General features: G+C 49.0%; 10 protein-coding genes, 2 tRNA genes and 5 other RNA genes. 6 read left to right on the plus strand and 11 right to left on the minus strand.

All coding sequences use genetic code 11. The annotated features are described in order from the left end of the window. Positions 1–63 precede the first annotated feature (63 nt). The 9 genes from QEN31_RS10705 to QEN31_RS10745 form a co-directional block, all read right to left on the minus strand. Positions 64–194: non-coding RNA, RtT sRNA (locus tag QEN31_RS10705), on the minus strand. A gap of 43 nt (positions 195–237) precedes the next feature. Then, a non-coding RNA gene (locus tag QEN31_RS10710) (RtT sRNA) lies at positions 238–369 on the minus strand. A gap of 43 nt (positions 370–412) precedes the next feature. Beyond that, positions 413–543, minus strand: a non-coding RNA gene (locus QEN31_RS10715) — RtT sRNA. A 43-nt stretch (positions 544–586) separates the two neighbouring features. Beyond that, positions 587–717: non-coding RNA, RtT sRNA (locus QEN31_RS10720), on the minus strand. Positions 718–760: 43 nt separating this feature from the next. Continuing rightward, positions 761–845, minus strand: a tRNA-Tyr gene (locus QEN31_RS10725). Between the two features lie 34 nt (positions 846–879). Continuing rightward, a non-coding RNA gene (locus QEN31_RS10730) (RtT sRNA) lies at positions 880–1,005 on the minus strand. A 44-nt stretch (positions 1,006–1,049) separates the two neighbouring features. Beyond that, positions 1,050–1,134: transfer RNA gene (locus tag QEN31_RS10735), tRNA-Tyr, on the minus strand. Positions 1,135–1,292: 158 nt separating this feature from the next. Further along, positions 1,293–2,135 carry a formyltetrahydrofolate deformylase gene (gene purU / locus QEN31_RS10740; protein ID WP_001191156.1) on the minus strand — a complete coding sequence of 281 codons (843 nt, stop codon included), beginning with the start codon at positions 2,133–2,135 and terminating at the stop codon, positions 1,293–1,295. 50 nt (positions 2,136–2,185) lie between these two features. After that, positions 2,186–2,644: a YchJ family protein gene (locus QEN31_RS10745; protein WP_001682412.1), complete on the minus strand. Its 459-nt coding sequence runs from the start codon at positions 2,642–2,644 to the stop codon at positions 2,186–2,188. A 110-nt stretch (positions 2,645–2,754) separates the two neighbouring features. On the opposite strand from QEN31_RS10745, the gene rssA reads away from it, so the two are divergent. The 3 genes from rssA (at position 2,755) to galU (ending at position 5,875) form a co-directional block, all read left to right on the plus strand. Then, the gene (gene rssA, locus QEN31_RS10750) at positions 2,755–3,660 is read left to right on the plus strand and encodes a patatin-like phospholipase RssA (RefSeq protein WP_001230572.1); all 906 of its coding nucleotides are present in this window, start codon (positions 2,755–2,757) and stop codon (positions 3,658–3,660) included. A gap of 90 nt (positions 3,661–3,750) precedes the next feature. Further along, positions 3,751–4,764, plus strand: coding sequence for a two-component system response regulator RssB (gene rssB, locus QEN31_RS10755; RefSeq protein ID WP_000193432.1), 1,014 nt, complete (start codon positions 3,751–3,753; stop codon positions 4,762–4,764). Between the two features lie 202 nt (positions 4,765–4,966). Then, positions 4,967–5,875, plus strand: coding sequence for a UTP--glucose-1-phosphate uridylyltransferase GalU (galU, locus tag QEN31_RS10760; RefSeq protein ID WP_000729450.1), 909 nt, complete (start codon positions 4,967–4,969; stop codon positions 5,873–5,875). A gap of 131 nt (positions 5,876–6,006) precedes the next feature. Here the strand turns inward: galU and hns are convergent, their stop codons facing one another. Further along, entirely contained in the window at positions 6,007–6,420 is a 414-nt protein-coding gene (gene hns, locus QEN31_RS10765) for a histone-like nucleoid-structuring protein H-NS (RefSeq protein ID WP_001287383.1), read from the minus strand. A 662-nt stretch (positions 6,421–7,082) separates the two neighbouring features. Between hns and tdk the strand changes: the two genes are divergently transcribed. Beyond that, positions 7,083–7,700, plus strand: coding sequence for a thymidine kinase (gene tdk, locus QEN31_RS10770; protein ID WP_000068097.1), 618 nt, complete (start codon positions 7,083–7,085; stop codon positions 7,698–7,700). Positions 7,701–7,896: 196 nt separating this feature from the next. Here the strand turns inward: tdk and adhE are convergent, their stop codons facing one another. Continuing rightward, complete coding sequence (gene adhE / locus QEN31_RS10775; RefSeq protein ID WP_099949662.1) at positions 7,897–10,575, minus strand: bifunctional acetaldehyde-CoA/alcohol dehydrogenase; 2,679 nt, start codon at positions 10,573–10,575, stop codon at positions 7,897–7,899. Positions 10,576–11,051: 476 nt separating this feature from the next. Between adhE and QEN31_RS10780 the strand changes: the two genes are divergently transcribed. Then, positions 11,052–11,699, plus strand: a complete 648-nt coding sequence (locus QEN31_RS10780; protein ID WP_000615840.1) for a YchE family NAAT transporter — start codon at positions 11,052–11,054, stop codon at positions 11,697–11,699. 764 nt (positions 11,700–12,463) lie between these two features. Further along, on the plus strand, positions 12,464–14,095 hold the full coding sequence (gene oppA, locus QEN31_RS10785; protein WP_001521098.1) for an oligopeptide ABC transporter substrate-binding protein OppA: 1,632 nt from the start codon (positions 12,464–12,466) through the stop codon (positions 14,093–14,095). The last annotated feature ends 96 nt before the right edge of the window (positions 14,096–14,191 follow it).

The following is a 14,191-nucleotide window of genomic DNA, read 5'->3' on the forward strand; positions in this document are numbered from 1 at the left end:
GCCATGGAGTGAAGTCTGCCTGTGGGGGCGATGAAGATTGATTGAGGCGCTGCCGGGAGATTATGGTGGTGGGGGAAGGATGACTCAGCGCTGCGCGCTTCGCCCTTCGGGTCGTTGCCTGCGGCAACGCTTTCTCGCTGCGCTCGAATCGAACCTTGGTCGAAGCTTCTCATCCTTCCCGTACAGAGAGATATGAGACACTGTGCTTAACGGGGATAAGATACGCGACGGGAGTGATGGTGGTGGGGGAAGGATGACTCAGCGCTGCGCGCTTCGCCCTTCGGGTCGTTGCCTGCGGCAACGCTTTCTCGCTGACGCTCGAATCGAACCTTAGTCGAAGCTTCTCATCCTTCCCGTACAGAGAGATATAAGGCACTGTGCTTAGCGGGGATAAGATACGCGACGGGAGTGATGGTGGTGGGGGAAGGATGACTCAGCGCTGCGCGCTTCGCCCTTCGGGTCGTTGCCTGCGGCAACGCGTTCTCGCTGCGCTCGAATCGAACCTTAGTCGAAGCTTCTCATCCTTCCCGTACGGAGAGATATGAGACAGTGTGCTTAACGGGGATAAGATACGCGACGGGAGTGATGGTGGTGGGGGAAGGATGACTCAGCGCTGCGCGCTTCGCCCTTCGGGTCGTTGCCTGCGGCAACGCTTTCTCGCTGCGCTCGAATCGAACCCTGGTAGAAGCTTCTCATCCTTCCCGTACAGAGAGATATGAGACACTATGCTTAACGGGGATAAGATACGCGACGGAAGCGATGGTGGTGGGGGAAGGATTCGAACCTTCGAAGTCGATGACGGCAGATTTACAGTCTGCTCCCTTTGGCCGCTCGGGAACCCCACCAGGGGTAATTCAAATTGTAGGTAAAGCTTGAAGATGGTGGTGGAGGAAGGATTATTCGTCGCTTCACTCCTCACCCTACGGGCCGTTACCGTTGGCAACGTTCTTTCGCTCGAGTCGAACCTTAATCGAAGGTTCTCACCCTTCCCCGACAAGTGCAAACTTCTGCATTGCTCATCGAGTTAACTACATCGCTGTAGTGAATAATGGTGGTGGGGGAAGGATTCGAACCTTCGAAGTCGATGACGGCAGATTTACAGTCTGCTCCCTTTGGCCGCTCGGGAACCCCACCACGGGGTAATGCTTAATACTGGCCCGCTTCCTTTTGGGAAGCGGGGCGCATCATATCAAATGACACGCCGCTGTAAAGCATTCCTTTGCCTGAAATGAACTGTTTGCGTACTTTTCATCCGTAACGGATTAAAGCTAATCAATTCATATTACTGACGATTAAAGAATAATCGTCCGATTGCCGTAAACAAAGACTCGCTGTGCCAGAACCTGATACAGCGCGCGGCTTAATACGTTTTTCTCAACGTCGCGCCCGGCACGCATCATATCTTCTGCGGTGTAAGTGTGATCGACATGAATCACGTCCTGCATAATGATTGGGCCTTCATCCAGATTATCATTCACATAGTGCGCGGTAGCGCCGATGATTTTCACGCCGCGCTCATAGGCCTGATGATAAGGACGCGCGCCGATAAACGCCGGCAGGAATGAGTGGTGGATATTGATAATTTTGTTCGGGAAGCGCGCCACAAAACCTGGCGTCAAAACACGCATATACTTGGCCAGCACCACATAGTCCGGTTGATGGGCATCAATGGCGTCCGCCATCTTCGTGTCATGCTCTTCACGCGTTAATCCCTCATGGCTGACCAGTTCGAAAGGGATCTCAAAACGTTCAACCAGCGAGCGTAACGTTTCATGGTTGCCAATGACCGCGGCGATTTCAACATCCAGCCCGCCATAGTTGGCTTTCATCAGCAGGTCGCCCAGACAATGCGCCTCTTTGGTAACCAGAATCACTACCCGACGGCGTCCGGCGGGATTGAGTTCACGAACAGAGCCTTCCGGTAAGGCGCTGTCCAGATCGGCCAGAAGAGTGGAATCATTGAAGATGCCTTCCAGCTCGGTCCGCATAAAAAAGCGTCCGGTGCGATGGTCAACAAATTCATTGTTTTGCACAATATTAAGCTCATGCTTATAGCAAATGTTGGTAATCCGCGCGATAAGGCCTTTTTGATCGGGACAAATAGTACGCAGAACTTTACGTTGTAGTGATTGCATTGCCGGAAAAATCCTGTTGAGAGTGTTTGCTGTATCGATACTGTCAGGCGTCACTGGCCGCAGCACTTTTTAAATTTTTTGCCTGAACCGCACGGGCAGGGATCATTTCGACCCAACTGCGGGCGGGTACCGTCAATATAATACCACTGACCGTTTTCTTTGATAAAACGAGAACGTTCGATAATCGCCCCGTTTTTCCCTTGTTCGGAAAAACGCGCGATAAAACTAACATACCCTGTATTTTCTGCTTCTGACCAGGTATGTTCAAAAATAGTCAGGCCGAGCCACCTGGTATTGGCAAATCCGGCGATGATATCATCACGAAACGCGGCCGCATTGCAGGTTGGATGCCAGCTCTTAATTAAGTAATCTGCGTCTTTCATCACAAAAGCGCAGTAACGAGAGCGCATGAGATGTGACGGATCGGGTGCTACTCGTTCTCCGGACACAATACGACCACAACATAGGCTATACTCGTCAGCGCTACCACAGGGACAAGGCTGAGACACAATAATCTCCCTGAATATAAAAAACGGCGTTGAACGCCAGGGTGGCATTATGTTAACTGAGCAGTGGCGATGTTGCTACGTCTTGAAGCCAGGGGAAGTCGTTAAGTACGATGAGAAAAATGAAAATAGGGCTGGCGCTGGGATCTGGCGCAGCGAGAGGATGGTCTCATATTGGGGTCATCAAAGCCCTCAAGCAAGCAGGCATTGATATTGATATCGTTGCAGGATGCTCAATAGGTTCACTGGTCGGCGCCGCGTATGCCTGTAATAAATTATCGGCGCTTGAACAGTGGGTATGTTCATTCCGCTACTGGGATGTTTTACGCCTGATGGATGTATCCTGGGGCAGAGGAGGGTTGCTTCGCGGCGAACGCGTATTTAATCACTATCGGGATATTATGCCCGTCACGGATTTTGACCACTGTTCAAGACGTTTTGGCGCGGTCGCGACGAATCTTAGCACGGGACGAGAGCTATGGTTTACTGAAGGCGATCTACACCTTGCTGTACGCGCGTCGTGCAGTATGCCAGGGCTGATGTCTCCGGTTGAACATAACGGTTACTGGCTGGTAGATGGCGCAGTCGTTAATCCGGTACCTGTTTCGTTAACCAGGGCGCTGGGGGCTGATATCGTTATTGCGGTAGACCTGCAACATGATGCCCACCTCATGCAGCAAGATTTGCTCTCTGTAAATGTCGGGAATATCAATGAAGAGAGCGATGATGCGCTGCCCTGGCATAAGCGTTTAAAAGAACGTTTCAGTAGCCTGACTTCACGCCGTGGCGTGAGTTCGCCTGGGGCAATGGAAATCATGACAACCTCCATCCAGGTGTTGGAAAATCGTCTTAAACGTAACCGTATGGCTGGCGATCCGCCTGATATTCTCATTCAACCATTCTGTCCGCAAATCTCTACGCTGGATTTTCATCGCGCCCATGCCGCTATTGCGGCGGGTCAGTTAGCCGTAGAGAAAAAGATGGACGAACTTATACCCTTGGTGCGTACCGACGTTTAATGTACCTTTTACGATCACTTAAGCAAATTCTGACAGGCGCAAGCGGCAATACCATGCCACTATTGATTAAAGCCAGTCAGGGGAGAGAACATGACGCAGCCATTGGTCGGAAAACAGATTCTTATTGTTGAAGACGAGCCTGTATTTCGCTCGCTTCTGGATTCGTGGTTTTCCTCTTTGGGAGCGACAACGGCATTGGCAGGCGACGGGGTGGATGCCCTGGAGTTGATGGGGCGTTTTACCCCTGATCTCATGATATGTGATATCGCTATGCCGAGAATGAACGGTCTCAAACTGGTAGAAAACTTACGTAATCGCGGAGACCAGACGCCTATTCTGGTTATTTCCGCAACAGAAAATATGGCGGATATCGCCAAAGCGTTGCGCCTTGGGGTTGAAGATGTCTTGCTGAAGCCGGTAAAAGATCTCAACCGCTTGCGGGAAACCGTATTCGCTTGCTTATACCCTAATATGTTTAACTCGCGGGTTGAAGAAGAAGAACGCCTGTTTCGTGACTGGGATGCAATGGTGAGTAATCCGACCGCCGCAGCGCAATTGTTGCAGGAATTGCAGCCCCCGGTACAGCAGGTGATTTCTCATTGCCGCATTAATTACCGGCAGCTCGTCTCCGCCGATCAGCCTGGACTGGTGCTGGATATTGCGCCGCTATCTGATAACGAACTGGCATTTTATTGCCTGGATGTCACCCGGGCGGGCGATAACGGCGTGTTAGCCGCATTGTTGCTGCGGGCGCTATTTAACGGCTTATTGCAGGATCAGCTAGGCCAACAAAAGCACCGTTTACCGGAGTTAGGCGCGCTATTAAAACAGGTAAATCATCTGCTCAGACAAGCCAATTTACCTGGGCAATTCCCGCTATTTGTCGGCTACTATCACAGTGAGCTCAAAAATTTGATTCTCGTCTCCGCCGGATTGAACGCCACCTTAAATACGGGCGCTCATCAGGTTCAAATTAGCAGCGGCGTGCCGCTAGGAACATTGGGTAACGCCTACCTTAACCAATTAAGCCAGCGTTGCGACTCGTGGCAGTGTCAAATATGGGGCGCAGGAGGGCGTCTGCGATTGATGTTGTCTGCGGAATGACCAAACGGAAGAGTGAGCGGAAATTGCTTTACCGGCCTTTCCCGACGAGTGTTACTATCTGCGGCAGATTTATAAGTATTTGTCTTAATTATACCAATATAAGTCCTTTTTGGACCTGAGGCTTGTTCTGGTACTGATATACTGGAACACGATACAGATTAATGAACACGTTCAATACATGAACAGTCCAGGAGAATTTTAAATGGCTGCCCTTAATTCGAAAGTCAAAAAAGCCGTTATCCCGGTCGCGGGATTGGGAACCAGGATGCTGCCAGCGACCAAAGCTATCCCGAAAGAGATGCTGCCGCTGGTTGATAAGCCATTAATTCAGTACGTCGTGAACGAATGTATCGCTGCTGGCATTACTGAAATCGTGCTTGTTACGCACTCGTCTAAAAACTCTATTGAAAACCACTTTGATACCAGTTTTGAGCTGGAAGCGATGCTGGAAAAACGCGTTAAGCGTCAGCTTCTGGAGGAGGTTCAGTCTATTTGCCCTCCGCATGTCACTATTATGCAGGTACGTCAAGGGCTGGCAAAAGGCCTGGGCCATGCCGTATTGTGCGCGCATCCCGTTGTCGGAAACGAACCTGTCGCTGTTATTCTGCCAGACGTTATTCTTGACGAATATGAGTCCGACCTGTCTCAGGATAACCTGGCTGAAATGATCCGCCGTTTTGACGAAACCGGCAATAGCCAGATTATGGTTGAGCCGGTAGAAGATGTGACTGCATACGGCGTGGTCGATTGTAAAGGCGTTGAGCTGGCGCCGGGCGAAAGTGTGCCGATGGTTGGCGTGGTTGAAAAACCAAAAGCGGATGTCGCGCCGTCTAACCTTGCGATTGTCGGGCGTTATGTGTTGAGCGCGGATATCTGGGCGTTGCTGGCGAAAACCCCTCCGGGCGCCGGGGATGAAATTCAGTTGACCGATGCTATCGATATGCTGATCGAAAAAGAAACGGTTGAAGCCTACCACATGAAGGGTAAAAGCCATGACTGTGGTAATAAGTTAGGATATATGCAGGCATTCGTTGAATATGGCATCCGTCATAATTCGCTGGGTGCTGAATTTAAAGCCTGGCTTGAAGAAGAAATGGGTATTAAGAAGTAACGATACGTTATAAATTTTTTAACAGAAGCGCTGGTAAATCCGGCGCTTTTTTTATGCCTGGGGTCGTCAGCGGAGAACTCAGGCAAAAAAAATCCCGCCAGCGGCGGGATTTTAAGCATCCAGGAAGTAAATTATTCCTTGATCAGGAAATCTTCCAGTTGCTTACCTTGTTCTTCCATTGCTTTTTTGATTACAGCCGGTGTACGACCCTGGCCAGTCCAGGTTTTAGTTTCACCGTTTTCGTCAACATAGCTATATTTAGCCGGACGAGCTGCGCGTTTAGCTTTGGTACCGGATTTAGCGGCAGCCATGCTATTCAGCAGTTCATTCGGGTCAATGCCGTCGGCAATTAACATTTCACGATACTGTTGCAGTTTACGAGTGCGTTCTTCCACTTCAGCAGCAGCAGCGCTTTCTTCTTCACGACGCTCATTAACGACAACTTCTAATTTTTCCAGCATTTCTTCAAGCGTTTCCAGAGTACATTCTCTTGCCTGCGCACGAAGAGTACGGATGTTGTTCAGAATTTTAAGTGCTTCGCTCATTGTAGTAATCTCAAACTTATATTGGGGTGGTTTGTTGAGCTAATAATAGAGCGATAAATTCAGTTGTGCAATAGCCAGGAATGTAAGGAATTCAAAATTACGCTTTATTAAGCACACGTTTTAATTATCTCAACTTAAATTTTCCTTGAGGCACCGCACAAAAAAGAGCTTATTGGCAGGGGGGATACTCACCGTCTGTCGCTAAAAATTTAGGAGTCAGGTCACATTTTATCATGATGAAATACGATCTCATTGCAGAGATATCAATCTCTTGTATTAGCTTTCCTTACAAGAAAACCCTATTACTTTGCACCGGGTATGAGTAACGGTAACAATAAGTACAAGGTTTTCATATTGGCGGGTGATGATAAGCATTGTTGATGAATTTTAACGGCATAATTTGTGAAGGAATGTGTATATACCCTTCATACTTCAAGTTGCTTATGTGTTGGCTACGCTCGCTCACCCCAGTCACATAGTTATCTATGCTCCTGGGGACTCACTCCCTTGCCGCCTTTAAGCAACGCGAATTATTTTGGGTATAGTGAGCGATGTTTGTACAATTCTTAATACTCACCGGAGCGCGAGCCGCGCCGTCGCGTCGGTAAATTATGGTACAATCCCGCCAATCTTTATTTCACTCAGGTGAGGTCCTGCGACCAATGGCACAGCTATATTTCTACTATTCGGCAATGAATGCGGGTAAGTCGACTGCACTGCTGCAATCTTCATACAATTATCAGGAACGCGGGATGCGTACCGTCGTATATACGGCGGAAATCGACGATCGTTTCGGCGCAGGCAAAGTCAGCTCTCGTATCGGTTTGTCGTCGCCGGCAAAATTGTTTAACCAAAATACATCCTTGTTTGAAGAGATTCGTGCCGAGAGCGCGCGGCAGACAATACATTGCGTGTTAGTCGACGAAAGCCAGTTTTTGACTCGCCAGCAGGTTTATCAATTATCCGAGGTTGTCGACAAATTAGATATTCCAGTACTTTGCTATGGGCTACGAACAGACTTTCGTGGGGAGCTCTTTGTCGGCAGCCAATACTTGCTGGCATGGTCAGATAAGCTGGTGGAATTAAAAACTATCTGTTTCTGCGGTCGTAAAGCCAGTATGGTTCTGCGCCTTGATCAGGACGGCAGGCCTTATAACGAAGGCGAACAGGTGGTTATTGGCGGGAATGAACGCTACGTTTCAGTTTGCCGTAAGCATTATAAGGACGCGCTGGAGGAGGGCTCACTGACGGCGATTCAGGAGCGTCATCGGCACATATGATACCTGAGGTAAAGAGCGGCTTATAAAACGCCCTGTAGCGCTTTGGAGGTCATTATTCAGGCCTCCTGACGAAGGGCGTGCCGTGAGCACGTAGGCCAGATGATCAGCATAGCGCCTTCAGGCATCAGATAAACAGGTAAAACAAAAAAACGGCCTCAATTGAGGCCGTTATTGTCATGCTAAAACAGATAACGAATTAAGCGGATTTTTTCGCTTTTTTCTCTGCTTTCGGTGCGGCAACGACGTCTTTCTTCGCTGCAACTTCACCTTCGGTGAAATCACGACCGTAGTAGGTATCCAGCAGAATCTGTTTCAGTTCGGAGATCAGTGGATAACGCGGGTTAGCGCCGGTGCACTGGTCATCGAAGGCATCTTCAGACAGTTTGTCAACGTGTGCCAGGAAGTCAGCTTCCTGTACGCCTGCTTCACGGATAGACTTAGGAATACCCAGCTCAGCTTTAATGCTTTCCAGCCATGCCAGCAGTTTTTCAATCTTAGCAGCGGTACGGTCGCCCGGCGCGCTCAGGCCCAGGTGGTCAGCAATTTCAGCGTAACGACGGCGTGCCTGCGGACGATCGTACTGGCTGAAAGCGGTCTGCTTGGTCGGGTTGTCATTCGCGTTGTAGCGGATAACGTTACAAATCAGCAGGGCGTTCGCCAGACCGTGCGGAATGTGGAACTGAGAGCCCAGTTTGTGCGCCATGGAGTGACATACACCGAGGAAGGCGTTGGCAAACGCGATACCGGCGATAGTCGCGGCGCTGTGAACACGTTCACGCGCAACCGGGTTCTTGGAACCTTCGTGGTAAGACGCCGGCAGGTTTTCTTTCAGCAGTTTCAGAGCCTGCAGAGCCTGACCGTCAGAGAACTCAGAAGCCAGTACGGAAACATAAGCTTCCAGAGCGTGAGTTACCGCATCCAGACCACCGAACGCACACAGGGACTTCGGCATATCCATCACCAGGTTGGCGTCGACAATCGCCATATCCGGGGTCAGGGCGTAGTCAGCCAGCGGATATTTCTGACCGGTTGCATCGTCGGTCACAACCGCAAACGGTGTGACTTCAGAACCGGTACCGGAAGTGGTGGTGACGGCGATCATTTTCGCTTTCACGCCCATTTTCGGGAACTTGTAGATACGTTTACGGATGTCCATAAAGCGCAGCGCCAGTTCTTCGAAGTGAGTTTCCGGATGTTCGTACATGACCCACATGATTTTCGCGGCGTCCATCGGGGAACCGCCGCCCAGCGCGATGATCACGTCCGGTTTGAAGGAGTTAGCCAGCTCAGCGCCTTTGCGAACAACGGAAAGCGTCGGGTCTGCTTCAACTTCGAAGAAGACTTCGGTTTCAACGCCAGCCGCTTTCAGCACAGAGGTGATCTGGTCTGCATAGCCGTTGTTGAACAGGAAGCGGTCAGTCACGATGAGCGCACGTTTGTGGCCATCAGTAATCACTTCATCCAGCGCGATGGGCAGAGAGCCACGGCGGAAGTAGATAGATTTCGGAAGTTTGTGCCACAACATGTTTTCAGCTCGCTTAGCAACGGTTTTCTTGTTGATCAGGTGTTTCGGACCAACGTTTTCAGAGATGGAGTTACCACCCCAGGAACCACAACCCAACGTCAGGGAAGGTGCGAGTTTGAAGTTGTACAGGTCACCGATACCACCCTGAGAGGCCGGGGTGTTGATCAGGATACGCGCGGTTTTCATCATCTGACCGAAGTAAGCAACGCGTTCTGGCTGGTTATCCTGGTCAGTGTACAGGCAGGAGGTGTGACCGATACCGCCCATAGCGACCAGTTTTTCTGCTTTTTCTACCGCTTCTTCGAAATCTTTCGCACGATACATCGCCAGAGTCGGAGACAGTTTTTCGTGTGCGAACGGTTCGCTTTCGTCAACGACCGTAACTTCACCGATCAGAATCTTGGTGGTTTCTGGTACGGAGAAGCCTGCCAGTTCAGCGATTTTGTAGGCTGGCTGGCCGACGATAGCGGCGTTCAGAGCGCCATTTTTCAGGATAACGTTTTGAACCGCTTTCAGGTCCTGGCCCTGCAGCATGTAGCCGCCATGGCTGGCGAAACGTTCGCGAACGGCATCATAGACGGAATCAACAACGACAACAGACTGTTCAGAAGCACAGATTACGCCGTTATCGAAGGTTTTAGACATCAGAACAGACGCCACAGCGCGTTTGATATCAGCGGTTTCATCAATGACAACCGGAGTGTTGCCTGCGCCTACGCCGATAGCCGGTTTACCGGAGCTGTATGCAGCTTTAACCATGCCTGGACCGCCAGTGGCGAGGATCAGGTTAATATCCGGGTGGTGCATCAACGCGTTAGACAGTTCTACGGAAGGTTGATCGATCCAGCCAATCAGATCTTTCGGCGCGCCGGCAGCGATAGCCGCTTGCAGAACGATGTCTGCCGCTTTGTTGGTTGCTTCTTTAGCGCGCGGATGCGGAGAAAAGATGATGGCGTTACGGGTCTTCAGGCTAATCAGCGATTTGAAGATCGCGGTAGAGGTTGGGTTAGTGGTTGGAACGATACCGCAAATAATGCCGATAGGTTCAGCAATGGTGATGGTCCCGAAGGTGTCGTCTTCAGACAGCACGCCGCAGGTTTTTTCATCTTTATAGGCGTTGTAAATATATTCAGAAGCGAAGTGGTTTTTAATCACTTTGTCTTCCACGATACCCATACCGGATTCGGCGACGGCCATTTTGGCCAGCGGAATGCGGGCATCAGCGGCAGCCAGAGCGGCGGCGCGGAAGATTTTGTCGACCTGTTCTTGAGTGAAACTGGCATATTCACGCTGGGCTTTTTTTACACGCTCTACGAGTGCGTTAAGTTCAGCGACATTAGTAACAGCCATAATGCTCTCCTGATAATGTTAAACTTTTTTAGTAAATCATCTGCGCGATACGTGAGTATAGACAGATCGACGATACTTTGTATAAATGCCTGAAATTCAGGTGGTTACTTAACGTCCGTTTCGCTCTGATTTACTAAAAGAGCTTCTGCGTTAGTATCATTTAACTCTAACGCGTTACGTCCAGGTGGCGTAAGCAAGATTACTCACTTCTGAGTAGCGATTGTGTGATCTAAATCAAGATTACGCAAAGCTGACACCTTTCAGCAGGCCATTTTAGCCTTTTATGTAAATTGTTAAGAAATCGTTATCATGAAGAGTGAGTGGATTAGCATAACGAGTACATATAAATAACAGCGATGAATGGATGAAATTAGGCGTAGATAAGAGGTGAACTATGCGAATAAAAGGCGTATCTTCTGCGCGTTTTGATCATTAACGAACATTGACTTCATCCGGCTAACGCTTCGGAGCTAACCGTGATTCAACCGCTTTTTGATTTTCCTGTTTACTTTAAGTTCTTTATCGGGCTCTTTGCGCTGGTTAACCCGGTGGGGATTATCCCCGTTTTCATCAGCATGACCAGCTACCAGACGGCCACGGCGCGTAATAAAACTAACCTCACCGCGAATCTGTCGGTTGCGATTATCTTGTGGAGTTCCTTATTCCTCGGCGATGGCATCCTGCAACTCTTTGGTATTTCTATTGATTCGTTCAGAATTGCGGGCGGTATCCTGGTTGTCACCATTGCAATGTCGATGATCAGCGGGAAGCTGGGGGAAGATAAACAAAACAAGCAAGAAAAGTCAGAGACGGCCATACGCGAGAGCATTGGCGTTGTGCCGTTAGCGCTGCCGTTAATGGCGGGGCCAGGGGCGATCAGCTCCACTATCGTCTGGGGGACGCGTTATCACAGCATCGCGCATTTGCTTGGCTTTTCAGTTGCCATTGCGCTTTTTGCGCTTTGCTGCTGGGGCGTGTTCCGTATGGCGCCGTGGCTGGTTCGTTTGCTGGGGCAAACTGGTATCAACGTTATTACCCGAATCATGGGGTTGTTGTTAATGGCGCTCGGCATCGAATTTATTGTCACAGGAATAAAAGGCATTTTCCCCGGCTTGCTCAACTAAACTCCCACCTGCTGATTTACAGGCGGCGCCCTAAGGGGCCGCCTTGTGACATTCCCACGTAACACTTCTTACTTTGATAAGCATTCAGCGTTTAAATGATAAAAAATACTAATATAATCTAACGCTATTTATTTTTATTAATCAAACTATTATCAACATTACTGAGACCGTGAGAGGCGGTAGGTCTGTTATTTTATTCACACCATACTCTGGGGCTTGATGAAGGATTATTGAAATGTTATTAGTTGTTTCAGCTCCATCGTAGATGAATGTGCTAAATAATGAGCATTTGTTAAATTTGTGTGTGTTTTCTGGCGCAGGCATAACCTACGATGCGACAGAGAGATATTTTTCTTTCAACTTATTGATTATAAAGAATAAATCAAAGATTTTTAACATTGTTTAACTGTTTTTTTGGGCAGGGATTTTTCCATAAAAGAGAATTGGTTAACAAAATTGTAAAATGAATTGGCGGTTCAGAAACGCATTTGATACTTTTCGGCCAAACATTTTTGTAGAAGATTTCACATTGTTGATAAGTATTTTCATTTAGATGGTTGTCAGAAATAACGTGCGACGTGGGCAGGTACGTCGTATACCGAATCGACGAAAGGCGATCGAACGAATCGTCAGAATAAATAAAGTCGGTGATAGCAAAAGCAGTGACAGACCTGGCAGTACACCACCAGTGCTGCACAGGAACCCTGACGGGATTAAACAGGCTGGTAAAAACCAGTAATTATAATGAGTGGAGTACAAACACAATGTCTAACATCACGAAAAAAAGTTTGATTGCAGCGGGAATACTCACTGCGCTCATCGCCGCCAGCGCCGCGACTGCGGCAGACGTGCCCGCCGGCGTTCAGTTAGCCGACAAGCAAACGTTGGTACGTAATAACGGATCAGAAGTGCAGTCTCTCGACCCGCATAAAATTGAAGGCGTGCCGGAATCGAACGTCAGCCGTGACCTCTTCGAAGGCTTATTAATTAGTGATGTCGAGGGGCATCCTTCACCGGGCGTCGCGGAAAAATGGGAAAATAAAGATTTTAAAGTCTGGACATTCCATCTACGTGAAAATGCGAAATGGTCAGATGGTACGCCCGTCACCGCCCATGATTTCGTTTATAGCTGGCAACGCCTGGCCGATCCTAATACGGCATCGCCGTACGCCAGCTATCTGCAATACGGTCATATCGCTAATATCGATGACATTATCGCCGGTAAAAAACCCGCCACCGATCTGGGGGTAAAAGCGCTTGATGATCACACCTTTGAAGTGACCTTAAGTGAGCCGGTGCCTTATTTCTACAAATTGTTGGTCCACCCTTCAGTGTCTCCTGTACCGAAATCAGCGGTCGAAAAATTTGGCGATAAATGGACGCAACCGGCCAATATTGTCACTAACGGCGCTTATAAGTTAAAAAACTGGGTGGTGAACGAACGTATCGTGCTGGAGCGTAACCCGCAATACTGGGATAACGCCAAAACCGTCATCAATCAGGTAACTTATTTGCCTATCTCTTCGGAGGTGACGGATGTCAACCGCTACCGCAGCGGCGAGATCGATATGACTTATAACAATATGCCGATCGAATTATTCCAGAAACTGAAGAAAGAGATCCCGAATGAAGTCCGCGTAGACCCTTATTTGTGTACCTATTATTACGAAATTAATAATCAAAAAGCGCCGTTTAACGATGTCCGCGTGCGTACCGCGCTGAAACTGGCGTTAGATCGCGACATTATTGTTAATAAGGTTAAAAATCAGGGCGATTTACCCGCTTATAGCTACACGCCGCCGTATACCGATGGCGCAAAACTGGTAGAGCCTGAGTGGTTCAAATGGTCCCAGCAAAAGCGTAATGAAGAAGCGAAGAAATTGTTGGCTGAAGCCGGCTTTACGGCGGATAAGCCCTTAACATTCGACCTGCTGTATAACACCTCCGATCTGCATAAAAAACTGGCCATTGCCGTGGCGTCTATCTGGAAGAAAAATCTGGGCGTCAATGTGAATCTGGAGAATCAGGAATGGAAAACCTTCCTGGATACCCGTCATCAGGGCACCTTTGATGTTGCCAGAGCCGGGTGGTGCGCAGATTATAATGAACCGACCTCGTTCCTGAATACCATGTTGTCCGACAGTTCAAATAACACCGCGCATTATAAGAGCCCGGCGTTTGATAAGCTGATTGCCGACACGCTGAAAGTGGCGGACGATACGCAGCGCAGCGAACTCTACGCTAAAGCGGAGCAGCAGTTAGATAAAGACTCGGCTATTGTGCCGGTGTATTACTACGTTAACGCGCGCCTGGTGAAACCCTGGGTGGGCGGGTATACCGGTAAAGACCCGCTGGATAATATTTATGTGAAAAACTTATATATTATCAAACATTAATGGCAAGACATGGGACAACTGCGGTTGTCCCATGGTGTCTTTTTTCATCGCACTATAACTTTCCCTGGCGGATCTTTTGTCACGTCCGGGAAGTAA

Source organism: Salmonella sp. SA15303, assembly GCF_029962125.1.
GTDB classification, from domain to species: Bacteria; Pseudomonadota; Gammaproteobacteria; order Enterobacterales; family Enterobacteriaceae; genus Salmonella; species Salmonella enterica.

Coding starts and splice junctions, on each gene's coding strand:
- purU (WP_001191156.1), bottom strand. CDS start 2,135: ATGCAATCACTACAACGTAAAGTTCTGCGTACTATTTGTCCCGATCAA.
- rssA (WP_001230572.1), top strand. CDS start 2,755: ATGAGAAAAATGAAAATAGGGCTGGCGCTGGGATCTGGCGCAGCGAGA.
- rssB (WP_000193432.1), top strand. CDS start 3,751: ATGACGCAGCCATTGGTCGGAAAACAGATTCTTATTGTTGAAGACGAG.
- galU (WP_000729450.1), top strand. CDS start 4,967: ATGGCTGCCCTTAATTCGAAAGTCAAAAAAGCCGTTATCCCGGTCGCG.
- hns (WP_001287383.1), bottom strand. CDS start 6,420: ATGAGCGAAGCACTTAAAATTCTGAACAACATCCGTACTCTTCGTGCG.
- tdk (WP_000068097.1), top strand. CDS start 7,083: ATGGCACAGCTATATTTCTACTATTCGGCAATGAATGCGGGTAAGTCG.
- adhE (WP_099949662.1), bottom strand. CDS start 10,575: ATGGCTGTTACTAATGTCGCTGAACTTAACGCACTCGTAGAGCGTGTA.
- oppA (WP_001521098.1), top strand. CDS start 12,464: ATGTCTAACATCACGAAAAAAAGTTTGATTGCAGCGGGAATACTCACT.